The 26638-nt window shown below is 47.5% G+C and carries 22 protein-coding genes; 19 read left to right on the top strand and 3 right to left on the bottom strand.

The window, feature by feature from the left end:
- Positions 1-45 precede the first annotated feature (45 nt).
- The 19 genes from F4X88_08745 (at position 46) to F4X88_08655 (ending at position 23909) form a co-directional block, all read left to right on the top strand.
- Positions 46-1671, top strand: a complete 1626-nt coding sequence (locus tag F4X88_08745) for an NAD(P)H-hydrate dehydratase (protein MYA56368.1) — start codon at positions 46-48, stop codon at positions 1669-1671.
- A gap of 148 nt (positions 1672-1819) precedes the next feature.
- Positions 1820-2602: an SDR family oxidoreductase gene (locus tag F4X88_08740; GenBank protein ID MYA56367.1), complete on the top strand. Its 783-nt coding sequence runs from the start codon at positions 1820-1822 to the stop codon at positions 2600-2602.
- A 121-nt stretch (positions 2603-2723) separates the two neighbouring features.
- The gene (locus tag F4X88_08735; protein MYA56366.1) at positions 2724-3134 is read left to right on the top strand and encodes a hypothetical protein; all 411 of its coding nucleotides are present in this window, start codon (positions 2724-2726) and stop codon (positions 3132-3134) included.
- A gap of 687 nt (positions 3135-3821) precedes the next feature.
- On the top strand, positions 3822-4499 hold the full coding sequence (locus F4X88_08730) for a sigma-70 family RNA polymerase sigma factor (GenBank protein ID MYA56365.1): 678 nt from the start codon (positions 3822-3824) through the stop codon (positions 4497-4499).
- A gap of 158 nt (positions 4500-4657) precedes the next feature.
- Complete coding sequence (locus tag F4X88_08725) at positions 4658-4999, top strand: STAS domain-containing protein (GenBank protein MYA56364.1); 342 nt, start codon at positions 4658-4660, stop codon at positions 4997-4999.
- Positions 5000-5742: 743 nt separating this feature from the next.
- Positions 5743-6753: a c-type cytochrome gene (locus tag F4X88_08720; protein ID MYA56363.1), complete on the top strand. Its 1011-nt coding sequence runs from the start codon at positions 5743-5745 to the stop codon at positions 6751-6753.
- Positions 6750-7514, top strand: coding sequence for a carboxypeptidase regulatory-like domain-containing protein (locus F4X88_08715; GenBank protein MYA56362.1), 765 nt, complete (start codon positions 6750-6752; stop codon positions 7512-7514). Before F4X88_08720 ends, F4X88_08715 begins: the two co-directional genes overlap by 4 nt.
- Before the next feature lie 16 nt (positions 7515-7530).
- Complete coding sequence (locus tag F4X88_08710) at positions 7531-8400, top strand: hypothetical protein (GenBank protein MYA56361.1); 870 nt, start codon at positions 7531-7533, stop codon at positions 8398-8400.
- Positions 8357-8824, top strand: coding sequence for a hypothetical protein (locus F4X88_08705; GenBank protein ID MYA56360.1), 468 nt, complete (start codon positions 8357-8359; stop codon positions 8822-8824). Before F4X88_08710 ends, F4X88_08705 begins: the two co-directional genes overlap by 44 nt.
- 169 nt (positions 8825-8993) lie before the next feature.
- A complete protein-coding gene (locus tag F4X88_08700; GenBank protein MYA56359.1) occupies positions 8994-9341 on the top strand; it encodes a hypothetical protein in 348 nt (115 codons plus the stop codon).
- A gap of 62 nt (positions 9342-9403) precedes the next feature.
- A complete protein-coding gene (locus F4X88_08695) occupies positions 9404-11623 on the top strand; it encodes a YfhO family protein (protein MYA56358.1) in 2220 nt (739 codons plus the stop codon).
- Between the two features lie 4 nt (positions 11624-11627).
- On the top strand, positions 11628-12731 hold the full coding sequence (locus tag F4X88_08690; protein MYA56357.1) for a hypothetical protein: 1104 nt from the start codon (positions 11628-11630) through the stop codon (positions 12729-12731).
- 279 nt (positions 12732-13010) lie between these two features.
- Entirely contained in the window at positions 13011-15092 is a 2082-nt protein-coding gene (locus tag F4X88_08685; protein ID MYA56356.1) for a SpoIIE family protein phosphatase, read from the top strand.
- A gap of 308 nt (positions 15093-15400) precedes the next feature.
- Positions 15401-16876: an ABC transporter permease subunit gene (locus tag F4X88_08680; protein MYA56355.1), complete on the top strand. Its 1476-nt coding sequence runs from the start codon at positions 15401-15403 to the stop codon at positions 16874-16876.
- 32 nt (positions 16877-16908) lie between these two features.
- Positions 16909-18456, top strand: a complete 1548-nt coding sequence (locus F4X88_08675; GenBank protein MYA56354.1) for an ABC transporter permease subunit — start codon at positions 16909-16911, stop codon at positions 18454-18456.
- Positions 18457-18565: 109 nt separating this feature from the next.
- Positions 18566-19291, top strand: a complete 726-nt coding sequence (locus F4X88_08670) for an ABC transporter ATP-binding protein (GenBank protein ID MYA56353.1) — start codon at positions 18566-18568, stop codon at positions 19289-19291.
- Between the two features lie 27 nt (positions 19292-19318).
- Positions 19319-21670, top strand: coding sequence for a hypothetical protein (locus tag F4X88_08665; GenBank protein ID MYA56352.1), 2352 nt, complete (start codon positions 19319-19321; stop codon positions 21668-21670).
- 123 nt (positions 21671-21793) lie between these two features.
- On the top strand, positions 21794-23182 hold the full coding sequence (locus F4X88_08660) for a TolC family protein (GenBank protein ID MYA56351.1): 1389 nt from the start codon (positions 21794-21796) through the stop codon (positions 23180-23182).
- 97 nt (positions 23183-23279) lie between these two features.
- A complete protein-coding gene (locus F4X88_08655; GenBank protein ID MYA56350.1) occupies positions 23280-23909 on the top strand; it encodes a sigma-70 family RNA polymerase sigma factor in 630 nt (209 codons plus the stop codon).
- A 10-nt stretch (positions 23910-23919) separates the two neighbouring features.
- On the opposite strand, the gene F4X88_08650 is transcribed toward F4X88_08655, so the two are convergent.
- The 3 genes from F4X88_08650 to F4X88_08640 all read right to left on the bottom strand — a co-directional run bounded on the left by F4X88_08650 (position 23920) and on the right by F4X88_08640 (position 26476).
- Entirely contained in the window at positions 23920-24690 is a 771-nt protein-coding gene (locus F4X88_08650) for a hypothetical protein (protein MYA56349.1), read from the bottom strand.
- Positions 24691-24898: 208 nt separating this feature from the next.
- Positions 24899-25624, bottom strand: coding sequence for an NAD(P)-dependent oxidoreductase (locus F4X88_08645; protein ID MYA56348.1), 726 nt, complete (start codon positions 25622-25624; stop codon positions 24899-24901).
- Between the two features lie 150 nt (positions 25625-25774).
- Positions 25775-26476 (bottom strand): NAD(P)-dependent oxidoreductase, encoded by a 702-nt coding sequence (locus tag F4X88_08640; GenBank protein ID MYA56347.1) that lies wholly within the window; start codon positions 26474-26476, stop codon positions 25775-25777.
- Positions 26477-26638 lie beyond the last annotated feature (162 nt).

Genomic DNA, 26638 nt, shown 5'->3' with positions numbered 1-26638 from the left:
TAGAACCAATTCCGTTGTTTCTCGCTTGGCGCAAGGACAGAAAACATGAAAGTCGTGACCGCGGCGGAAATGCGCCAGATCGATCAGGACACCATTGAAGGTATTGGCATTCCCGGCATCGTTCTGATGGAAACCGCTGGGAGTGCCATCGTTCGCGCAATCGAAAAACACTACCCGACATGCCAACGGATTGGCATTTTCGCGGGTAAGGGTAATAACGGCGGGGATGGTATTGTTATCGCACGCCAACTTGCCCACATAGGGCGCGATGTGCTTCTCTTCTTGGTTTCTCCTGAAGACAGTTTTACGGGAGAGGCACACACCAATCTCCAAATTACCAAACGTTTAGGCTTGCGGATTGAGGAAATCCTGACAGATGCAGCACTCGGCTCCGATTTCTTCGCGGAACGCAGGACCTCTTTGACGCACATCGCGAGTTGCGAACTGCTTGTGGACGCGATCTTTGGGACAGGGCTGCGGGGTGCGGTGCGCAATCCAATCGCTACCGTAATTAATGCGATCAATAGGCTTCCGACCCCCATCCTTTCTGTCGATCTACCCTCCGGTTTGGATGCTGACACGGGACATCCGTTAGGTGTCTGTGTTCAAGCCGATCGAACGGTAACGATAGGCTTGCCCAAAAGAGGACTGTTGATGCATCCGGGTGCCGAACTCGTCGGAAAACTCGAAGTCGTTGATATCGGTTTCCCAGAACAGGTTGTAAACGCACAAGATATTCAGGTAAACTGGACATCAGCAGCACAAGCATCACAATGGATGCCACCGCGTCCGGCATTCTCTCATAAAGGGAGTTATGGGCGCGTTCTTGTCGTCGCTGGTTCGACAGGGATGACGGGAGCTGCCGCACTCGCCAGCGAAGCGGCTTTACGCACCGGTGCGGGGTTGGTAACGCTCGCAACTCCGAAACATCTCAACCCAATTTTAGAGGGTCTTCTCCCTGAGGTGATGACGCTACCCTTACCAGAAACGGATGTCGGGAACTTAGCAGCATCGGCAACCTCACCCATCCTCGAATTTGCGGAAAAAACGAAATCAATACTGGCAATCGGTCCCGGGCTTTCCCAACATCCCGAAACAGTGTCCCTCGTCCATCAATTGATACGCGAAAACCGGGAACAGAGGATTGACTTACGGATGGTTATCGATGCAGATGGCCTGAACGCCCTCGCGCAAGATAGAGAAACCCTTTCACGCCTCAACAGCGAGGCAGTGCTCACACCGCATCCCGGTGAGATGGCGCGGTTAACGAACACCGCAGTTCCTACATTAGAGGCAGACAGGATTGGGACCGCTCAACAGTTTGCAAGTGAACAGGGTGTAACACTCGTATTTAAAGGGGCACCGACTGTTACCAGCGATCCAAATGGAAATCTATGGATAAATTCAACGGGTAACCCCGGCATGGCAACAGGCGGTATGGGGGACGTATTGACAGGCGTAATTGCGGGGTTAATGGCACAAGGCATACCGAGTGAAAGTGCAGCTGCGCTTGGGGTCTATCTACACGGGTTATCGGGAGACATCGCCGCGGAGAGATTTGGGAGACATGGGCTCATTGCCAGTGATGTGCTAAAGACGGTTCCGGAGGCAATTTTAACGATTGCGCCTGGGCTGCTGCGTCCGTTGTCCTTGCAGTATTCCAATGGTTAACGAACCCTTCATAATCTCAAGTAGGTTTCTTAACAATTTTAGATCGATGCCGACAGCGGAGGCATCGCTCAGAAGCACATAGTTAGAAAAACAATTTTAGATCCGTGCCGACAACGGAGGTACGGACCAGATTCAATAGGGTAAAAATATGGAACTCGGATTAACTGGAAAAGTTGCTGTTATTACTGGCGGTAGTGAGGGGATCGGCAAAGGTATCGCGCACCGTCTGTGTGAAGAGGGTGCGAAAGTCTCAATTTGTGGGAGACGCGAATCAGTCTTAACAGATGCGGCTGAAAACATCCGCACACAAACCGGGGGTGAAGTCCTTGCCATCCCCGCAGATGTAACGAAACCGGAAACACTGGAAAATTTCATCGGACAGACCGCGACCCACTTCGGAAAGATTGACATTTTAATCAATAACGCCGGACGTTCGGCAGGTGGTGATTTCGAAACCATGAGCGATGAAGCATGGTACGAGGACCTGGATCTCAAGTTAATGGGGGCTATTCGTTGCGCGCGATTGGTGATTCCACACATGAAAAGCAATGGCAGTGGTAGGATTATCAACATCACGCATCCGGGGGGCAAACAGCCCAGCGCAGGTTCCTGTCCGACCTCCGTCAGTCGAGCAGCAGGGATCGCTATGACGAAGGCACTCTCTAAGGAACTGCTACCCCATAAAATCTTGGTTAACACGGTCTGCCTGACCTCGATTAAGACTGCCCAAGGGGAACGCGCATGGAAAGCGGCGGGTTCACCCGGAACGCTTGAGGAATATTGGGAAGAACAGGGCGCGGGGCATCCACTCGGACGTTTAGGGGAACCGCATGAGGTGGGCAATCTTGTCGCTTTCCTCGTTTCGGAGTGTGCATCGTTTATTACAGGCACTGCTATCAATATTGATGGTGGACTCTCGGCAGTCGTATAATAGACATTTTCTAAACGTAGAGAAATGGGCGGCTCCTATTCCGTGGGACCGCCCTTTTTAGCGCGACTCGCAAGTTTCCAAAACTTGCTATATATAAAGCTAGCAACTTATGGAGAACAATATGGAAATCTACAAAATTTATCCTATCCCAGCGGCGGATGCCTCAACTGCGTTTCAAGTGGAACTGGATCCACGCGCAATTGCCGCAGCAGAAGAACTTGAAAACAGCGGAGCGCAAGGCACTGAAAGAGAAGAAATTTTAAAAAAACACCTCGGTGACGATTATGAGAAAGGCTACCGAGGGACAGCATGGAGTCTGCATGGGATCTCTGAGGGGTTAACCCCTGCACGCTTGACAGTTTTGCTGGAAGCGCGCGGTGAATACTTCGACCCTTGTGCCGAGCGCGAGACGTTCGATCATAGCCTGATGGTTAACGTCGAAGAAGAGTTAGCGTCGCAGTTGGAGGATATCCCTGAATCTGTTTTAGCGGCAATTGTTGAAGAATATAAGACTGAACTGTCAGGCACGTAGATTGCAGCTTCACTCGCACCACCCCATAGGACTACTTCATTTACGGGCTTCTATGTGTTCTCAGACACATATTACTCCACTGGGGTTTAGATTAAGTATATACAGTTTTCTATACAAGCAGCACCGCGATGGTTGAAGAGCCTCGCGGTGCTCAATTTTTTACGTGTCAACCTACAATTTTTGCGTGTCAACCTACAATTTTTGCGTGTCAACCTACAATTTTTGCGTGTCAACCTACAATTTTTGCGTATAGACAAGCCTTGAGTTCATACGAATATGTTCCATCTCTGCGGCAATAATATTTTATTTTTAAGGAGAAGGAAACGCTGTTAATGGATCTAACAAGCTAAGCCGTCCGTGTATTTTAGGCGATTCTCTTCTCAAATAGACGCTTGAAGTTCTAACAAATTTGGGAGCAAAAAGACGTTTATTTTAGGAATTGGCACGAAACTTGCTTAAAAGGGTTCATAGAGGGACATCAGAACGTTTTACCCTGATAGTTTAGTTTCGTTTTTTTTTGATGGTTGCGTTAGAAGGTAAGTCCTCACGTTAAACTCATATTTTTTGAAAAAAAACTAAAGGTTTTGGGTTTGGCGGTATATAGTTAAGCAAGGATAGGATATATGGTATTCACGAAATCCATAAATTTTCTTTTTCATTGACTTTACATCTGAAAGGGGAACACCCATGAACGAACATAGAGGCCCACACAACTCAGCAAAGTGCCCGTTCTATATTGTGCCTGACGATCCGCTCTCTGCGGAAGCCTCAGTAAATCACTGCGTTAAGTGTGTTACCTACGGAAACGCCCGGTTAGAAAAGTTAAGGGCAGATTTCTACCAAGTTGCGTTCTTGACGATTCTCGAAGAGGGTCCGAAGTATGATCCTGATCATGTCAGTGGTGCGAGTTTTATCACGTTTATCAAATCTCGTGTGTGTGGTCGACTGTGGTCTGAAAGACGACAAGAGATGAAATATCTGCCCTGTTCACAGGATGAGGAGGATCCTACTACTGAGGATTTAGCATCAAATCCGTTGGTTGAGGCCCTCATTGCCGGGGCATGTGCTTGCGAAAACTTTGAAGATACTGTGGTCGAGGACATAGAAGCGGATCACTTCCGAAAATTACTTCCACAACTGCTTTCGAAACTTTCAAAGAGAGAGCGCGAAATCTTGAGATTGAAATACTTCGAGTGTTGTAGTGGGGTAGAGATAGCCGACGCGTTGACCGTATCCGAGGGGCGCGTCAGCCAAATTACGAAAAGTGCGTTAGCAAAGTTGAAAAAGGCATATCTGCGTTTGTTAGAGGACGCATGTCCAATACGGGTCGATGTCGTTCCTGAAGCAAGCCGCAGTAACCTATGAGAATATGTAGGGAGTGTTGATTTAGGTTATCTTTGATACTTCAATCTTTTCATACCTACGTTACAAGTTACATCACTTTAATCAATGAATACTCAATTTCAAACCAAGTTGTTCCCTGGAAGTCCAACGGAACATTCACTTAAAAAGAGGAGTCAATCATGACCACTAAAGTTCGTAGAGAGAATGGCATCACGATTTTAGAACCTAAAGGGAAAATAATGGGATCCTCAGCATCAGAATTATGGGCGGAAATCTCGCCGCAGATAGAGGGTTCCGATACACCCCGTATTCTCATCAATTTTGAGCACGTCAACAAGGTCGACAGCACAGGCCTCGGTGTGATGATGAAAGCACGTGCCGTTGTCGCGCGAAAAAAAGGACGGGTCGGGGTTATCAATGTCAGCAAACACATCGGTAACCTAATTGTTATGAGTCGACTCGTGAGCCTCTTTGAACGTTTCGATAATGAGGCTGCTGCGGTTTCAAGACTCTCCGCTTAAAACCCAAAATTCTGTGAAATGTTAAACGGGGGTGGTAAAATCACCCCCGTTTTTTTATGCGGTTCTTTTTAGAAATAATGCAACCTTTCACACCATCTAATAGCATCTCTAAAAGTTTATATCGCATTAACCGAGATATTCATCCAGATCCCAGTAGGCGCGGTTTCCTAACCGCACTGGGCGTAACTCAAAACAGTATTCCTTTTTAAGAAGAATCATCAATCAGAATTGGTATTACCGCTTGCACTCCAGCGGAGTGCTATGTGTATAAGTAAGTGGCAACTTGGGTTATTTATAACTAAAGGTTTCCGTCTCGGCTACATATAATTAAGCATAGAGAGAATTATCCACATAGTTCCTTCTATGAAGTTTGGAAACTACAGCAAGTTAAACAGGTCTGTGCTATAGAATAGCGCAATTTATGGAGCATCAACAAGTTTGCTTAAACACCCATCAGTATAGATGCTCCAATGGAGGTAAATTCTCATGTTAGCAAAGTTTCGACGTATCGTCCAAGTTACTCTACTCACAGCCGCGTTGATTTTTGGCGCGATGCTTATGATAGGCAGTTTTGATACCGACAGCTTGGCTCAGTCACATCATACCAGCGAGACTTACATTGGGGTAGGTAGTGTACATTTCGGGATAGAAACATATACGGACTAACCCTAACCCTAACCCCTAAGTATGCCGGGGAAACTTTACGGTTTCCCCGCATCTCCATATCATAGAGGTTTTGATAAATGAAAGTTTTCTTGATTTTTTTATTCATCTTTAGTCTCTCAAAAGGGGAGGGAAATATACCAGAGGGTGACTGGCCCTTAGGGCTTGAGCCCGATTTTGAGATTCCAATAGACAACCCGATAACTGCGGAAAAAGTCAGACTCGGTAAACGCCTCTTTTTTGACAAACAGTTGAGTCTTGATGGAAGCCTCAGTTGTGCGACGTGTCATGACCCAGGGCAAGGTTTTTCAAATGGGTTGGCTGTTACTGAAGGAGTCTCAGGGCGGAAAGGTAGCCGAAACGTGCCAACCCTTGTGAATCGGCTCTATGGGAATGCCCAATTCTGGGATGGCCGCGCGGCAACATTGGAATCTCAAGCATTGGGACCCCTCTTCAATCCCGACGAGATGGGGATGAACGAAAACTTGCTCCTGCAAAGATTGAAGACAGATGCAACTTATCAAAACCTCTTTTATGAGGCATTTGGAACCTCTGAGCCCTCAGTAGAGAGTGTCGGCAAAGCCATTGCCTGTTTTGAACGGACACTCCTCACGGGCGAAACGGCTTTTGATCGGTATGAGTGGGAGGGCGAGAAACCTGCTCTGAGTGAGAGTGCCGCGAGAGGACTCGTCCTGTTTCGAGGCAAAGCGAGATGTAACACATGTCACATCGGCACTAATTTTACAGACGAGCAATTTCACAACATCGGCGCTGGTGAAGGTGCGGGTCAGCAGGATGCGGGACGTGCCGCGGTGACGGGCGATTCCGCTGATTTTGGCAAGTTCAAAACACCCTCCTTGAGAAACATTGAACTAACAGCGCCTTATATGCACGACGGCAGCTTAGCACGCCTTGAAGATGTTATCGCATTTTACGACCAAGGAGGTCGTCCTAACCTCAACCTCGACAAAGAAATGAAACCTATTGAACTCACCGACGCAGAAAAAGCGGATTTACTGGCTTTTTTGAAAAGTCTTACCGGTCCAGTTTTTTCAGTGACGGTTGAAGAACTCAAGGGACTTGCACAATGAAACACACATCTTTTTTACTTCTCAATTTTCTGCTAATCTATGCCGGACTTCTACCCGCTGACGAAGGCACAGGCAGAATTACTGGCAAAATTTTTTTAGACAGAGAGCCACCAGCATTACCCCAAATTGCAGTAGATAAAAACGTTGAATTTTGCGGGGAAACCTTGACAGATGCTGTACTGATGGTTCAAAACCGAGGCATTCAGGGGGCAGTGGTATCCCTGGACTGGCAAACGGAGGTCCCCACCGCTGGAAAACTGCCTACCCCTATACATCTTCAGAGTCGAGGGTGTCGGTTTCATCCACGCGTTCAAGCAACGCGACTCGAGAATTATTTGATGCTCAACAGCGGTGATAAGGTAACACATAACCCACACGGGTGGTGGAACAATCAAAAGACTATCTTCAATATAACCCTTTTGAATCCGAATCAGAAGTTCAAGCGGAAGTTCAGATGGGCAGGCACCTATCGCGTAGAGTGCGATACACATACATGGATGAAAGCCTACATCTTGGTCTTCACACACCCATTTTACACTGTCACAGATGAAGAAGGGGTTTTTAGACTGGAGAATGTTCCTGCCGGCACTCACACAATTCGTGTCTGGCATGAAATTCTTGGCGAACAGACAGCAACAATAGTGGTAGTACCAAAGAAAGCAACAGAGAAGCAATTTGTATTGCCGTTCGTTGATAAGCGACGCAAAGAACTCGTTCCTAAAACAGTTGCCCCCTGGCCCCCAAATAGCAGCACGCAGTGATGAGAGGACAGATATTATGCAGGGAAACAAACTCAAAAATCTCCTTCACCAAAACCTTCAAGGGTGGCGAATGAGCCTCCTCATCTCCGTATGCCTTGCAGGTGCTCTCTTAGTCAGCCTCTCTGTTTTAAAAGGAGCTTCTTATGAAGATGTTGGAGTCCGAGAATGCCCTACGGACGATATCGCCTATACACTGAATTTAATCTCACCCTCTCAACTGGGGGTAAAACAGTGGCAAATCGGGGACTATGCGGAATATCAATACAACCAAAAGTCTGCTATAGTCTCATCTCTACTGGAGCAACATTTCAAGTCCGATGCAATGCAAGCGCGTTTGTCTGCGAGGGATGTGAAATTTCATATTATCGGAGAACTAAGCACATTGGGACAGAGTCGTTACTGGATGCGAAAAACGGGCCTCGCTTTTTTTCGTGCGATCCCCAAGGATATCTATCGGTTAGTCTCGCCCACGGATCTACGTATCACCTCTGAAACCCCGCGATTTCATTTTGTGAGGAATTATGTTCCCAGGCGAGATGATTTTTGTCAACAAGTTTCCACTCCCTTAGCGACCCTCGTCAAACTGGAGGAAAGTGAAACGAAAACCCCAGCGGGTCTGTTCGATTGTATTCACTACCGTGTTGAGTTTGGGACGAATTCCGCCCCAATAGAAATCTGGGTAAACCCCAAAATCCGGCCCTTGGGAATTGTCCGAGTGAGCACACCCAACGAAGTTTTGGAACTTGCATCCTACGGACAAGACACAGTATTTGATGTCCCAGAACTGATTCACCCTGTTATTGAAGGCATCACAACATTAGCACAAGGATGTACCTCTTGCCATGGATATGATAACTGCCACGAACTCATTTCGCCACCCCGGTAAGGCATTGGCACTCCTCATAGGCATCATAGCACTTATCTGGAGCGGATGTGGGAATAAACCAAAAGACATCAGCGACTTTGGGAAGGCGAAAGATGTCACAGAGGATCTCTACCATCGCTTGAAAGCCGGCATGTTTGAACCGAGTATAGATCCGCTCGTCTGCCAAATCATGGCGGTTCCCAGCGTGTCCAATATCAATGCACTCAAACACACGAAACCTCCAACGAAGTTGAAAAGAACGCCTCGTAAAATAGCCCGTGTTTCGTGGGAACGCGGATCCTTTCGAGTTCAATCCGACGATCTTGGTCGAGTGGTTATCTACATGGATGAGGAGACACTCTTTAGCCATGTTCAGGTAGCAACACTTGATGGATTAGAAATAGGACTACAATTCTTTGAAATCGCTTCACAACCCATTCGATGAAAAAGGAAGTCGTCAACAGATCTGAGAACCATTTATGGCAAATCTGATAAATAAGTAGACCCTTGGTAAACTCCAAGCAAAAATCGTTTCTTAACGTGTGGGCAAAGTTCCTAACCTCGCCTACACTGTCTAATTCATTCTAAAATTCACGATAGGAGGTTAACAGAAAATGATTTCAAAATACAGTTACCTGATAGTATTTTCAGTCTGGCTCGGTGTCGTGGGGTGTTCCTCCCCAAACCACATTGAATTTGAAGAGGCATTTGAACTCGGGTCATTTCTCAAAACCCATGTCCGTGAGTTGCCTGGACAGAAGGTTCAGTTTCAAATCCTCACACGGCAGGGGGAATCGGTTCCGTTTGGACTCTTAAAATTCCGATGGGTTGAAGGTGGACGTATGAGTTTCCAAACGGATCCAAATGGCGTGCTTCGTATGGAGTTTGAGAAAGATATATTAGATTACGAGGTAATGGTTTCTGCAGAAGCGAAGAAGAGTAAGGTTCGCGTGATATGGTAGACGGAATTATCGACGGTTTTCTCTCGTTTTTCAGGTTGCAACTTTTTCGCAGGGGATAAAAAATGCTCATTAGACTGTTAAAATCTCATCCACACTTATTAGCAGGCCTCTGTTTTTTGGTACTTACTGTAGCAATGACTTGGCCCGTTGCTATGCATCTGAACACGCATGTAACCCCCGGCCAGCAGCCTGTTATGACCGTCCCCTATCTCAACCTTTGGACCTTAGCATGGAATCATCACTGGTTAAAAGGACAAGCGGACAGTTATTGGGATGCGAATTTATTCTATCCGCATCAGAAAACCCTTGCCTATTCAGAACCTCAATTGGGTATGGGCTTACTCACATTCCCGTTGGTGTTCCTCGGTGCGAATACGGTTTTAATGTATAACCTGCTTCTGCTCGGATTCATCTGGGGGGCTGGTATGGCGGTTTACGCCCTCTGTTGGTCCCTCTTTGGAACGTTAAGGAAGGAGAATTTTCACTCCAAGACATACCGAGGTTACCGATGGGGAGCCGCTGTCATAGCAGGTATCCTATATGGATTTCATTTCTATATGTTCGCTGAAATGGGAGTCTTGCAACTGTTAGCGACGCTCTTTCTGCCCCTCACCTTTTTAGGCATCCATCGCTTTCTCAACAGCAACAGATGGGCAGATGCCCTCCTTTTCTGTGCGGGCTTCCTTGGATGCTGGTATACATGTGCCTACTATGGACTCTTTCTTAGCGTTTTCGTCTGTTGCTTCGTCCTTAAATTTGGGTATCGAAAAGTGTTAGACATGGAATGGAAAACCTTAATCCGTGGCGGCGTTACAGCAGTGATAACTTTCTCGTGTTTAGCACCCTTAATTGTCGGTATGCAATCCGCTAAGACTGCGATGGAATTGTCGCGTCCGAAGTTCCTTGTTCAGAACCTATCCGCAGTGCTTTCAGATTACCTTAAATTGCCTCAGAACAGTTGGCTTTACGGGAGAATTTTGGACATCGGTAGTCCCGACCGGAGCATATTCCTCGGTGCGACGCTCGTGTGCCTTGCAGGTATCGGAACAATAGCCATTTTTAGAGCCAAGGATCCTAAAAACACCGCCAATAAACAAAGCATGCCGGTAGGTAGAGGGCAACAGGCCCAGAAGGTGGGGTTCCCACAACACTACGGGAGATTCTACTTCGTCATGGCTGGGCTCGCCTTTTGGCTCTCCTTCGGCATGGCACTCACACCGACAAACGCCACCGGATTAGGCGTATACCGAATCGTGGCATGGTTCTCGCCTTACAATCTGCTTTATCAATTTGTTCCAGGATTTTCCTCCATCCGATCGCCATATCGGTTCGTCATTTTTTCTACCCTGTTCCTCGCCGTACTTGCGGGGTGGGGTGTCCTTTGGTTATCTCAACGAGCAGCCCCACGATGGCGGTTTGTACTTATCCCCATCTTCCTAACAGTTGTGATTTTAGAGAGCTGGCCGCTCCCTGCTCGGCTGGTTAAGGTGCCAGGAAGCATTGCGGAAGTCCCACGCATCTACCAGCACGTCAAAAGACTTCCCCCCGAGGCAACCTTGCTTGAACTCCCATTAGCGAGAGGTCCTTCGGAGCGACAATTAGAAACGGAGGCACTGTTCCTGTATTACAGCACCCTCCATTGGCATAGGATAGTGAATGGATATTCCGGCTTTACCCCACATGCCAAAGTTGATCTGAAAAAAGTGATAGCGGAATCGTCACCTGAAACCGTCCTCGCAGCGTTCAATACCTTTGGTACCCAATATGTCTTAACACATGAAGCACAACTTAACGAAAAGGAAAAACAGAAATTGGAAGCGTTGGAAGGAAATGGGCTCATCTCTCTCGCGCGTGAAGACACAAATAGGCTTTACAAAGTAGGCTTTAATTCTACAGAGATGGAAAATTCTCTTCCGGACATTGTAGCACTGACACTTTATGAAAGTACTACTTCCCCGAATCATGTGACCCTTTGTCTCTATTATCAGGTAGATGAGCATCAATGTGAACTGACAACCCCATGGGAACACAGCGTCGGATGTAAGGTAACTTGGTATCCCAAATCAGAACAGGGCGAACCAGTCCTTGTGAGTACAAGCACGTATCACGATAGCAAATTGATAACTAAAACATCCAATGCTGTCGCCTTCGACCTGCCCGCGCCACCACCGGGCGAGTACAGAGTCATAGTGCAACAACTGACCGAGACAAGTGCTCCGATCAGAAGCGGAATCTGTCACATATATGAAAATGGTTTTGTCGCTTTTCAGAGGAGAAACTAATATTATGGGTAATCGCATCTTACTCCCTATTATTGTGTGTGTCACTACATTGTTAACGCTGTGGCTATTCCTTGACTTCCAGAAACGGTGGAAAGCCGCTGCTGCTTTTCACACCATCGTTAAGGAGGCGCCACTCAGCGTGAGGTACCTCTTCATTGCCCCAGAACAATTGGGAGTTGACAAATGGAACCCCGGTGATTCTGCAGTATATCAACTCAAAACCAATACCGATCATAGACAAATCGCCTTCCAAGTCGTCGCATCGGAAAGCCAACCCAACAGTGATTTTTGGCTGAAAACGAAGGGGCTGGTACAATATAATGGAATAGATATGGAGGTATGGCGGCTTCTGAGCACAGAATCTCTCCGCCCTGGCAGCGAAAGTGCTAAGGTTATCTTTACCACAAGGGCTGTTCCATTTCTCGTTCCATCGCGCAGTGTGCCGCCTCATCCTTTAATTCTCGAACATGTTGGGAAAGAAATGGTGGAAACAGCAAGCGGTATCTTTGAATGCCAGCACTATTTTGCCCAACTACAAGCCCCGGATGGCAGTTGTGAGCCTCTTTTGGAAATTTGGGCGAACCCATCCGTTCTACCCTTAGGCATTGTCCGTGCCCGCTGGCGGGACGAAGTATTTGAACTGGTTCGGACACAGACACCACCAATATCTGAAATCCCTAAAATGATCTCAAAAATGATTGGGGTGCATCAACATAACAGTGTCCAGAGGATGAAGGTTCCTGAACAGACGGTTTCTGTCTGTGCTCAGTGTCATGACGGGGAAATAGGTGGAAAGCACTTAAAGCAGGAGTCACTTACCCGCCTTCGCGCGGTTGCGTTTGACCTAACACAAGCACTTTATCATACCTACGCTGCTGGGTTGGCACAGCCCCACAATCTCCTGTCACTCCAAGTCATCTCGAAAGGTGGGAAACGATTGGCCTCACAATCCTTGTGCTTTACTTGGAAGAAGGGGAGTTTCCGAGTACAGACCAACCCTACCGGACACCTGGGACTATCCCTAGACCCAACTGCCCAGCAAAGCAACATTCGCGTAGCGACGGAAAAAGGTCACCTTGTTTTAAACACCTCTACAAAAGGCATGTAATACCATTTCTAAAAGATTATATTGCATTGACAGATCGCTTCAAAGACCCCACCAGACTGCACAGGAGACCAACGGTCTCCTATGCTACAAAGAGCTCGTTTATTGAAGCATTTTCAATCAGAAATGGTATAATATCAAGTTAATGTAGATGTAAAACGCTAAAAAGTGATATAATTTCATACATAGGCATTCTCCTGTTCACACTATGGTTTCTTCATCCATCACTTTGGCATATTGGTTTCCCTATCTATTCAATTCTTCTTTGGCAAAGGTATTGGTATGAAACACAGGGTAATTCTAAGGTTCTATCTCATTTTAATAGGACTCATATTCATATCACAAGTGTCTGCCCACGAAACTGAAATTATACCGGGCACCGACGTATACGTCCTGACGTTAGAAACTGTGAATTCGGGGAGGGTAAATTGGTCGAGTGCCTCTTGGAAGTATCACCCAGGCGATAACTTGGAATGGGCGAGTCCAACTTTCGATGATACAGCGTGGGAATCCACGAGCATATTGTTATCTCCCAATGCCTTGCCCGAGGGTGGATGGCAGGGTATTGGATGGTTCAGACTTCATCTCTCCGTTGCTGATGAGCAGCTTTGGAATATGCCGTTAGCCCTCCATGTGGTGTATCAAATGGGGGCATCTGAAATCTATCTCGACGGAAAACTGATTTATAAATTCGGTAAAGTAGGAACACGACAAGGGGAAGAGGAACCCTATTGGGAGCGAAATCCACAGGCGATTTCGTTTTCGGGTAAAACTGATCATCTCATCGCGGTTCGATATTCCAATTTCTTGCTCCATCAATCGAGCCCCTTCCTCGGCTTCAGTTTGAGTCTCACCCCGCTAAACGCAAGCATTAAAAAACGTGTCAACACAGTTCGCCAAGGCACTACTTTTCAGATGGTGTGGACAGCGATCTCGGCTTTTCTGATGCTGCAGCACCTGTTGTTATTTATCTTTTACCCTCGCATGCGGGAAAACTTATATTTTTCTATCTTAACGGGGAGTATCGGGACGTTTGTTTTTTTTCTGCACCAATTTACCTTGTTGACGACAAATGGAACCCATATTCTACACCTGCTTCAACTCCTTATCTGCGTTTATGTCCTGATGTTCTTGGCAGCCCTGCTGTTTCTGTACACGCTTTTCTATGTAAAACTGCCAAAATCTTTTTGGGGCTTTCTTATTGGCTGGGGTGTAACACTCTGCGTGGGTCTCCTGAGTCTTAAGTCAGGCTTTCCGCCCATTAGTGAAAGTACACCCCATTCAAGCTGGTCTGATGGGACCCACAATATCAGGGTTTCGGAGAGTGTAGGACTAACACTTTCACTTCTATTCCTGTTTACAAGCCTCACATTTTTAGAGATGGCACGGGTAATTATCGTCGCCATCTCTAAGAAAAAAGATGACGCGTGGATTTTTGGAATCGGCTCGTTCGCCCCTTTTATCCTGCCGCTCGCGTATATTTTTTTCCCAACACATATTACCACAATATACATTAGTTGGAAATTTAGTGCACTTGTTCCCTTTTTTCCGATGTCGGTTTATCTTGCTCGCAACTTCGCCCGGAGCCGCCGCCAACTCGAAACTGAGGTATTTGAGCGAAAATTGTTAGCAGCCGAAAACGCCCGTAAAACAGAAGAGTTTGCAGCAGCACATGACCTTCAGGTGTCAATGCTGCCGCAAACCCCACCGGAACTTCCTAACCTTGATGTCGCCTTTAAGATGCAACCCGCAACGGAAGTTGGGGGCGACTATTATGACTACACTCTCAGCGAGAACGGTCGGCTTACATTCGCCATCGGGGATGCAACAGGACACGGCATGAATGCTGGACTCGTGGTTTCCGCTGTTAAGGGCCTTTTCAAGACCTCAGCACAAGACGCTGACAACTTGGAAACGCTCGATCATATCTCCCAGGGTATTAAGAGCATGAATCTGAAAAGATTATCCATGGCGATGATGCTCGCTACAGTAAATCACAACACACTAACACTGACAGGTGCTGGAATGCCACCTGCCCTCTTCTATATAGCGAACGAAAACAGAGTTGAGGAGATATTCCTTGAAGGCACGCCCCTCGGCTGGTCTATCGGATCCGAGCGAGAAGAGATGTCGTACGAACTCCACAGCGGCGATACCCTCTTGCTCATGAGTGACGGTTTGCCAGAGATGTTGAATCCGGAAAATGAAATGCTAGACTATCCAAAGACAAAAAATTTGTTTACGGAGGTGGCAACCCAATCCCCGCAAGCGATTATTGACCACATCTTCAAGGCAAGTACATCCTGGGCAAACGGTAAACCCCAAGCGGATGACGTGACGCTTGTTGTCATTAAAGTGAAGTGACCCGTCTTTCTTCAAAGGTCGTAGATCACACTGCATGCGACTATAAACGCTGGCACTCTGTCCGTTTATTAATGGACGAAATAAAACGTAGATACGAAACTGAAAGAGTGATATAATCTCATACATGGGCAAATATCCTTTCTAAGGTGTAGCGCGCTCACCTATAAGGTTAAGGTATTGGTTTCCTTATTTACTCAATTCTTCTTTGACGAAGGTGTTATTACATTCAAGCGTACATCTTAAAAAAACTAAAGATTTTGGATTTAGCTGCATATAATTAAAATATGTAGGCAGGAAGGATCAACATTATGTTAGGCACCCTGATACGCCAAGAACTCTTAACCCATCTCATGAGCGCGCGGTTCCTTGCTGCCTTCCTGATTACGCTTCTGCTCGTTGTTGCCAATACAATTGTGCTAATTGATGATCATGAAAGCCGAGTGGCGAGTTCCAGCCAGCAAGCAAAGGTTCATCGTGAGAAAGCGGTGAGTGCCCCCACCTATTCGATGTTAGAACTGTTCGTCGAGCGGACTCCGAACCCTTTAAGTCTCTTTAGCACAGGATTAGACAAGCGACTGGGGACGACTGTTGAAATTGATCATGGGAGTGTCCCGTTGATTTCAAGTGTTTCCGGGCGAAATCTGGAGAATCCGTATTTGAATCTCTTTTCAAAGGTAGACTTGGTCTCTGTCTTTCAAGTGGTGCTGAGTCTTCTCGCCTTGCTTTTCGCTTATGATGCGATTGCGGGAGATTGGGAAGCTGGCACCTTACGTCTGGTTATCTCACACCCGGTTCGACGCGGCGGAATTTTGCTTGGTAAATATATCGCTGCGATGATCTGCTTGCTACTCCCTGTGCTAATGAGCTTACTGATAGTGCTGCTTCTTTGCTCTCTCGCGAATTCAATTCAACTCAACGGACAGGATTTCCTCCGGATTGGTGGGATCGTTTTGACGACAATTGTCTACTTGTCCCTCTTCTACCTGATCGGGTTGTTGATTTCTGTGACGACTCGCCGCACGGCTACGTCCCTGATCCTCTGCATGTTCTTCTGGGTGACTTTGGTGCTTGTTTATCCCAACTGGAGTCGGTTTTCCATGAATCCGGGGGGCGATATACGCGCCGAAAAACAATCCGTGAGCCAACAAATTGAGCAGATGTGGGAAGAAGCCGAGAGAGAAAAACAACAGTTCTTAGCAAACAGTCCCCTGGAGGGGGATCCTCCCAGGTTTAATATAGGCTATTCAGGGGCATCCTTGCGTGCTGACAGAAGATATAGGCTCAATATGTATCAAGTGAATACGGCTTCAGAACCGTTCATCTCGCCTTTCCAAAATTACCACGCGTTCATCAATGCGATGCATATCCGTCTCGCAGAAAAGGCTGCATTGATACGTGAACAAGGCTTGGCACGAACAGATATCCGGCAGTCGAAATGGGATGAAAGGTTGATGAAACTCAGTCCTGCAAGCTTGTATACGTTCGCGACCTCTGCTTGGGCGGGTACTGACTTGGATGGGATGTTAGATTTTAGTCGTGCTACACAGAGGTATCGCCAAACGTTAATTGACTATTTCCATGACAGAGACGCATTCGCAAGTCGACTCTGGTTCGCGTCTGACAAAGGGAGAGTAGATTGGTGGGATTTACCTCGGTTTACTTTCCAGCAAGTAGATGTTAACGTAAACGCGCAGCGCGCCCTGCCAGAATTGTTTTTGCTATTGTTAATCAATATCGTCCTATTCATGGTGGCAATCTTGATTTTTGTCAAAATTGAGGTATAGCTGGACAGGTAACTTCTGAAGGAGAAAGTACGATGATCGGACATGTTATCAAACGCGAATTCTTAGACCATCTCAATAGTCTGCGTTTTGCCTTGACTGTCTTGGTGATGTCAGCATTAATGGTAACCAACGCTGTCGTGCATCTTCAGACACACCCAGCTAAGGTCCGGAAGTATTCCGAGAATGTTAACACCTCCCGAAATGAATTGCAGTCCCAGACGGATCTCTATTCTCTGCTACAAGAGGGGCCCGGTGCGCTTTACAAACGCCCCTCTCCGCTGACCTTCATTGCAGCCGGTAGCGAGACGTTTTTGCCGGGGCAAGGAACGAACAATTGGGGGTCTTGGCGTAAAGAAACGTTCCCAGGCGTATCAGTAAAAAGTATCTGGTCGCTGGATTATTCCACCGTCAACCCGAATGTGCGAGATCTTCGTCCCGCGGCGACAAAAATAGATTGGGTGTTCATCATCACCTATCTGCTCTCCTTTATCCCGCTTCTGTTTACGTTTGATGCCCTCTCTGGCGAAAGAGAAAGGGGAACGCTTCGACTGTGCCTCGCGAATCCGATATCGCGTCCTGCCCTGTTAGTTGGAAAGTTTTTGGGGACCCTCCTAACGGTCCTACTCCCCTTCTATTTTGCGGTGTTGCTGAATCTGGCAGTGATTTCCACGGACAGTTGGACACAGTTCGGAGCGGCAGACTGGGGCCGTTTGGGCATGATCGTCCTGATTGCGTCAGGCTATGCTGGCATCTTTATCGCGATAGGATTGATGGTGTCGGCGAGCACCCGAGAGAGCCGCGTGAGTCTCGTCATCCTGTTGATAATCTGGGTGGCACTTGTCGTGTTTATGCCTTCTACCCTCGGCACGCTTGCCCAGAAATGGATGGCACCCGTCCAAACCGTCCACCAACGGGAAATGGCAAAAGCGAGTGCTCTTGATCAGGTTGATGAAAGTTTTTACGCACAACTGGAAGCCAAATTACAAGTCAGCAGCTTTCTGAGTGAATTTATGCAACTTATAAAAACTTCGCCCGAAAAGGCAGGAGAATTCGCGGCAGGGAAGGAGGAAGCCTTAACATCGGAATTGGCAAAGTTGCAATCCAGAGAGGTAGATTCAGGGGAATTACAGATCAAGGCTGAATTTGTCAACAAAGATGTGGAGATTCGGGAAAGACTGAACAGAGCGCATTTAGCGGCACAAATCGCACAGGTCCAGCGTGCACGAGGCATTACCCGTTTCTCTCCAGCGGCGATAGTCGAATACGCCCTTGAATCCATGGCAGGCACCGGGTTGAATCGCCATTTGCAATTCCTTGCGCGTGTAGATATTCATATAAAGGCATTCAGAAACTTCATTGTTGAAACCGACCGCGCCGATACAGAGAGTCCTCATATTATCGGTATCCCTGAGGGTATGTCTAAAAAGCCGATCTCGTCAAGGGCACTCCCAACTTATGAGGATAAGATTACTTTCAGCGATACGGTCAACGCGGCAATGGTGGATATACTACTGCTTATGTTGCTGTTCGTTGTGTTTCTTTCCGGAGCATTCCTCGTTTTCATACGTTCGGAGGTATGAATATCTGCAGCCCATAAGCCCATCACTAAAAGGAGAAATAAAATTCTTCCTTGAAAATTCCTTATATTTCCAGTACCATTAGAGAAAAATCAACCGTAGGAGGAACCTCATGTTAGAAACCCGTGATCTTACGAAAGTTTATAACGAAAGCGTTTTAGCTGTTAACAAGTTGAACCTGAAAGTGGACGATGGCGAAATTTATGTTGTCCTCGGCGCGAACGGTGCTGGGAAAAGCACGACCATCTCCATGCTGCTGAACTTCATCGAACCCACAAGCGGCACTGCCTTGGTAGGCGACATTGAGATTCCAAAGTTCCCACTGGAGGCAAAGAAGCATCTCGCCTACGTCTCTGAAAACGTTGAACTCTATCGAAATTTTACGGCGCGTCAAAACCTATCCTTCTTCGCGAAGCTCGGTGGACGCAAGAAGGTATCCAACGCGGACCTCGATGCGACGCTTGGACGTGTCGGTTTACCGGAGGCAGCCTTTACACGGCGCGTCAAGACCTTTTCCAAAGGAATGCGCCAACGCTTGGGCATTGCCATTGCGATCATGAAGAATGCACAAGCCGTTCTCCTCGATGAGCCGACTTCGGGTTTGGACCCCAAAGGGGGTGCCGATTTCCTGAATCTTCTTCGTGAGTTGAGAGAGGAAGGCAAAGCCATCTTCATGTCTACGCACGACATCTTTCGTGCCAAGGAGATCGCTGACAGGATCGGCATTCTCGTGGAAGGCAACCTTGAACGCGAGTTGACACGCGAAGAAATTCTCAAAGAAAACCTTGAGACGTTGTATCTGCACTATGTTGCTGGATACGAACCGGAAGAAGTTTAAACCGAACTGGATTAGAAGGATAAAACTATGGATGGATGCAAGAAAAAAAGGAAGAGAAGATTGGAAGATTGGAAGATTGGGAGATTGGGCACCTATCCTTCCACCCATCCATCCTTCCATTCCTGCTTTCAGTCTTTGACGTTTGCACTGATATTTATGAGCGCGATAGCGGTATCACTGTCTGTTCCATTGGCAGCAGTGCCAGAAGAGATCCCGCCTGTTAACGATAACAGCCCGAAAACGAAAGAGGAACAGAGCCGCCAAATCCTGATAGAAATCGATCGCCTGAAGATGGAGTTGGCAGAAAATCTAATGAAAAAGAAGCAGGTGGAGCTCGAAAACCTCAAGGCGATGCTGATGGAGGAAAACAACATCGTCACCGTCTCGGAGGTGAATACTGCAGAAGAGGCTTACGAACGCGCCGTCGATGAATATGAACAGGCAAAATTGACGCTCCAACAGACAGAACTTGAGTCGCTGCAAGATGAGTGGCATATCACCGTTGAAAAGACAAGACTCTATGAATCCGCTGATGGACGGGAGTTGTTCTCAATTACCTTGCGGAACAGTTCAGTGCCGGTCAAACTCGTTGAAAGCTCGAAAGTGTTGGGCCGCGAGATTATCATCAGCGCACAGATTGACGACATCTTCGTCGAGATTAAAGAGCAGGAAGGGTATGGCACCAGCGGAGCGACGATCACCGAACCTTACGAACAACGGATTGAGACGCTCAAAGAGGGGGAGTCTGTTACCCTGGAGTTTGAGCTCATTAAAGAAAACGTGCGGGATGTCGTCGTCGAGTTGACGTACTCGGGGCGTGAGGAGCAGAAGAACATCCACCTTAAACAGGATGACCCGTATATCTCTGTGGTATCGGCGAGACGTTATAAGGAGGCGGATCGGCGGCGTCTGGAAGTTGTTCTGACCTACGGTGCCTTGGAAGGCGAAACAGAAGAAACAGGTACCAACACGGCACAAGAAATCAATAACGTCTATGTCTCCATTAAAGACGACACGGAATCCATCATCGGCTATCCTTATGAACCCCGCATTCCAACGCTGAAAGACGGACAGGAGAAAACCCTCGACTTTGAACTGCGGCGGAATGTGGATAACCTCACTGTTAATCTCAAATACCTGGATAAGGATATTTCTTACAAAATTCATCTTGAGGAGGACACACGCTACATCTCTATCCTGAGTGCGAAGAAGTTTCGCGTCGACAACCAAATGATGGTGACGATTCAACTAAAAAACACATCTACGACCGAGGCAATGCCCGTCAACGCGACCCCTGAAGAGATTGCAGCCGCAAATGAGATTCGCGGCATCTATGTCTCCTTACTCGATGTTACCGATGACACGAACATCGTTAAACCGTATGAAGAGAAGATCCCGGTTCTCGGCTACAATGAAACAGCGGAATTGACGTTCCAACTTCAGAAAGATGTCGAGAGTTTGAAGGTATCGTTAGATTACCCCGAACTTGACGAACCCGAAACGCGACTCATCTATCTGCAAAAAGAATCTGCGTTGGATGTGGTAAACGTCAGCTCGCTCCGCTTTTCACAGGAAGGGAACTTAGGCAGCAGTGTCACCTACGATTTGACGCTCGATCGGTTGGCAGAAACGGAGAACACCTTCCAACTCCGCGTTATTAACCTTCTCAACCGCCTCTCCTTTGAATTCCAAGACCCAGAGACGCAATCTCGACAGTCTCAGGTAAAGTTCACGCAAGAACAGTCAAAGCGGGATCTGTCATTGATTGTCTATCTCCCGGAGGAACTCGATGCGTCCTACCTCGATAACACGCTTGAGTTCTATGTAGCTGTGATTGATGAGGCGGAAGCGAATGAACTCGGGGGTGTGAACAATCGCTTGGATTTACCTGCCGATAGGATTGCGAATATACAAGGCGGTGTCGAGCGGTTCGAGTTGATTCCAAAGGGTGTGCCGGAGATTGAGGTGTTCGTGCCGAACGCCTTCCAGACGATCAAGATAGGCGAAGAAGTCAACATGACAGCGACGCTAAAGAACATAGGCACCCGCGACCTCGTGGACATTCGTATGCTTGTCGATGTCAACACGGATTGGAAATACACGGTTATCCCTGAAGTTGTCGGCGCATTGGAACGAAACGAGGAGACAGACATTCAATTGACGCTGAGTCCACCTGTGGACATCGGCGTGGGAGAATACCAAGCGAAGTTGAACGCAGAAGTCACTGTCGACAATCGTAAGTTTGAAGCACGCGACCGTTCGATCACGGTGCAAGTCGAGTCTCAGACACAAATGTCGGTGACGACGCTCCTGTTCGGTGCCTTGATCCTCCTGATGATTGGGATTGTTATCGTCACAGTCCGTATTAGTCGGCGTTGAAGAATAACCGTCAGTACGGAAACCCTTCGGGTTTTCCTCTCAGTGGTCGGTTATCAGTGCCAAGAGGTGTTAGAACTATCAAAATTTTCTTTAACTCACAACTGATAACCGATAACTATTGAAATGGAGATAGTAGTGAACAAGAGGTTAACAAAAGTATTAGCGATCTGCCTATTCTTTACCATTGGGAGCGTCGTCTCAGGGCAGCAGCTGGTCATACTTCAGCCAGCCCGCGCCATCGAACTCGCGCTACAGAACAATGAAGTCGTGAAAAAGGCAGAAAAAGTGGTGGAACGCGCCAAAGCAAACCTCCGAGTGTCCAAAGCCATTTACCTACCACAGGTGGGGGTCACCGGTGAATATCAACGCCAAAAAGATGGCGATATTGATGAAAGGGACTATCTCACCCGCGCACAAGCGAGTATGCTCCTTGTCCAATTTGGCGAAATCCCCGAAGGTCTTGACGCCGCACAGGAAGATGTCCGTAGGGCAGAGATTGAATATGAACGCTCGAAAAAGCAGAGCGTTCACGATGTCCGCAATCTTTGGAACAACATCGTCCTGACACAGGAAGAGATTCAGGAACGGCGTGCGATCGAGGTCGAACTGAATAAAAAACTGAAAGGCACACAAATCAAGCACGCAGAAAAACGGATCCCTTTCCTCAGTCGCCTCAATACGGAACTTGAACTCTCCGAGCAGCAGCTTGCCCTCAATGAGCTGCAGCGTAGATTGGATGTAGACACCGCGGAACTCATCCGCCTTACCGGACTTGATCCGCTGGCGCAAGTTACGCTCTCAGACCCTCTCCCTGAGGACGACCTGACATTAGAGAATGCAGTTGAACTTGCACTCGTAAATAATCTCAATTTACGCGACTTACAAGGCAATATCGTGCGTCAAGAACGTCTCGCCGCAGAGACAATCTGGAACCGATTTCCTGAACTCTCTGCTGAAGCACGTTACAAGGACCTTCATGTGCTGCTGGAACAACACGAACGGAACCAAACATGGGATGCAAAGGCACTCTACGATCCAGTGATACTCGATCGGGAGCGAGATGCATCCAGTATCTTTCAAACCCGTCCACGGACACAAGATGGGTGGGAAGTGCGTTTTAACTTCAATATTCCGTTATACGATGGGAACAAAACGAAGCATCTTCGCGCCGTAGAAATCGCAGAACTTGAACGACTTCAGTTGGAATACGTCGAAACAACAAAGTCAATCCGCGTAGAGGTGCGACGGGCTTACCGTGCCGTGGCGAATGCCAAAGAACGGGCGGAGATCGAAGAAACACGCGTGAGAATTTTTGAGCAAAGGTTACGAACAATAGAACGCGTGCTGGATGAAGTCACGGTTGAAATACCCGGGTATCAAAATATGACTTATAACGATGCGTTTCAAACACAAGCACAATTTACAGAGGCGCAACGTGTTTTTTATCAGGCACGTCGAGATTACGCCAAAGCAAAGGAACAGCTCCGAGAAACAATGCAATGGATCGAATAGTTTTTTAACTATCTCAAGGTTTGAAAAGGATTTTGACTTTACCGAAAACCTGTGCGGAATGTAATGGAGCACAGCCCAGGAGGCCATAATTAGAAAAATGAGAAATGTTTTAACAACACATACTGAACTCAACCATTTCGATGAGCAGGAACTTGTCGCACGCGCCCAAAATGGTGATACAGAGGCGTTTAATCCACTCGTGTACAAATATCAACAAAAAATCTATAATCTGATTTATCGCAAGGTTTGTGACCGTGAGACAGCGAAAGACCTCTGCCAAGAGGTCTTTCTGAAGGCGTGGCAGGCATTGCCAAATTTCAAGGGGCAATCCGTATTTTACAGTTGGCTTTACCAAATTGCTGTCAATCGTAGCATTGACTTTCTCCGTAAGCGCAATAGACACGATGTTATAGGATTCGAGGAATTACCGCAGAACGCAGACGACACACTTCAAATGGCCGAGGTGCAACCTTCACCGTGTGAGCTTCTCGAAAGGAAAGAACTCGAAGAGATTATCCGTAAAGCCGCCTACCAGCTGCCTCTTACCCAACGCAGTGTTTTTTACCTACGGCACCGGGAAGGACTCCCAATAAAAGAGATTGCATCACGCTTGGGCAAGTCGGAGAGCACGGTTAAAACGTACTTACATCACGCCCGTCGGAAACTTCGGAGAATGCTGCTTCCCTACCTACAAAACGAACCTATTGCATGGTACACGGAAACTTGAAGTTAATAGTTTAAAACATCTCTCGGAGACAACGTCTGATATAAGGCACATCGTCCACCCATAAGCCATCAACACCGCCAGCTTTCTGCGGCGAGACCGCCCAATCGACATCTTTTGCCGTCTGAATGAACCCGGCATCTACAACAATTCCGTTTGCCTGGAGCTGCTTAACCTGGCGTGTAACAGTCTGCGTGAAAGCGTTATAAAGCCCAAAGTGATTAATCCCACTCCAGCCTAAGATGATGCGGTCTGCATCAATAGCAGCCGCTGCCTTGAGGAAGTTCGCCGCCGGATTAATGAGAATCGCACTCGTCTGCAACTTTGGTTCCAAACGCTTAGCCTCCACAAGCAAATGCTTTCGAAAGTAAAACGTGAGAATATTGACAAGATGAACGACTTCAAAATGGCGGATTTGTTCTACGATGATTGGGAGTAATTCTGGCGCGTCCGTCTTCGGCTCAATGAAGCACGGCATTTGGTTTTCTCGTGCGAAATGAAGGGTATCGTCAAGGTGGGCAACAGGTTCATTAGATGCCTCCATCGTGAGTTGTTGGACCTCTTTCCACGTAAGTTCACTGAGGGATTTTGAGCATCCCGTAGCCTTTTGAATACTGTAGCGGTTGAAACCAACGTGAATCAGGACGGGTTGCTTATCTTGGGTGAGACAGACATCACACTCATATCCATCGGCACCGTCCACCAACGCCTGTCTGAAGGAAGCAAGGGTGTTTTCGGGGGCACGCCCCATGCCGCCTCGATGTGCCAAGAGTTTAATCTCCATTTTTTAATTTTTCCTTGCGGCTTTTTAATTTTTCCTTGCGGTTCGGTCAGGTAGGTTTCAAGTTTGAAGTCCCTTTACGTATATCCGCCTGCGTGTTTTTGCTTGGGGCGTTTTTGCTTGGGCATTTCTGCGTATTTCTGCGTATTTCTGTGTATTGTTGCAGGCTACGGTTTTGTAGCATAGACTTGTTAGTCTGTGTATTGATGTTCTATTCCGTTTTATGCCACATCCGCTCAAAGTTATCCTGAGGCGCGAAACCTAAAATCCGTTTCGCTTTGAGGTTCGAGAATTGCTGATGCGGTAAATCTGCGAAAATATTGAAAATCTCACAGCGTGATGGGAGGTCCTCCAAATCGATCTCCAAACCCAGTCGGAAGGCTTCGCCTGCGTCCCGCCAACTGACAGAAAAGGGATTGAGATCGGTGCCTTCTGCAGGATCGTCGTGCTCCCGGAAACTCAGGAACAGATAGCAGAGAACATAGATGTCGTAATGTTCAGTGAAGACTTTACAGATTTCCTGTCCTAACCCCTTGGTCAACGGATAGAGTCCAGTGCTGGTGTGCGGTGGCACATCCGGGTTAATCTCGTAATCGTAAGTGGTATAGTCATCCCCTTGGATGGTGAAATGGGGTCCCGTGTTGATAACGCGACGGATACCGTGTTCGAGAGCGGCGCGCATCGTATTGTAACATCCACGCGTGCTCACATCAAAAGCCAGTTGCCGATCGTGTCGTAGGACGGAGCAATTGAGAATCGCGTCCATTCCCTCAGCGGCGCGCATCACCTGATCCAGTGAACCGGCATCAATGTGCATCGACTCATGTTTCGTTTCAATCTCGTTGATGTCTGTGACGCGCAACGTATAGTAAGGTTCCAATGCCTTGACGACATGCGGTCCGAGATACCCATTCCCCCCTAAAATAAGAACTTTCATCTTTTAACTTTCCTTGCGGTTAAATATGTAGGTTTCGCCGAAACGAATCCTCTTCACGGTGCCGTCCCAAACGTTGTTTGGAACTTGAATCTTTGGCGTATTTTTTTAACAATTTTCAGTCGCCTGATAACTGACGACTATTCCCGTCCGCTACGGTACGAATTGCGGATCGAACTTTAGATGCCCCTTGGCTTTCCCGATCGAAAAACGAGAATCGGGGAACTCTGACTGGATGTGAAAGATCCGCCACGGCGAGGACGATTCAAGGGCTCCCTGAAACGCGGTGACTGCGTCCTTCATCTCAAGCCACATTGAATCTGGTTCGGCGGTTGCCGCGGCATCAGCAGTAACGAGGTTACCCAGACGGAGGCACGTCACGTTGAGTTTGCCTTCACGCCCGAATTCTCTACATGTGAACTCACCAAGATGCTTTGAAAGCACAAAACTATCCACAGTAGGACGAGGTCGCCAACTCTCTGTAACCGTCCAGTCTTCACCGTGTTGCTCAAAGAGGCGGAGCGTGCTTGCATAAATGGCATGTTTCACGCCTTCTTCCGCTGCTGCCATCAGGAGGTTATAAGTGCAGCGCGTCTGATAATCAATAGCGTAATTGTCGGGTTGGTCGGCTTCAGCAAGAAGGTTAGGCGGTGTTTCGGCGATGTGGATAATGGTATCTATACCGCGCACCAGTTCGTTGGTTGACTCGTCGTGCCCAAGTTCGCTTTGCACGAACGTCCCTTCAACAGTGTCAACAGAATACAACTCTGTCAAGCGGAGTGTGTGTTCCGCCGCGAATGCTCCCGCTACGCTGCGCGCCAACTCAGAACCAGCGGAGGTAATCAAGATGTTCATAACTTTAATTATTCCTTGCGGTTAAATAATGTAAATTTGAATTTTAGCATACCTTTCTTATATCCGCTCTCCAAATGTAAAACTAAGGCAAATTATGCCATTTAAGGCAATACCTTCGCCAAAAAAGTTGATTAAATAGGGTAAATATCCTAAAGTTATAAG

This window comes from Candidatus Poribacteria bacterium (assembly GCA_009839745.1).
Taxonomy (GTDB): Bacteria; Poribacteria; WGA-4E; order WGA-4E; family WGA-3G; genus WGA-3G.
This window is presented reverse-complemented; position numbering and strand designations above follow the sequence as displayed.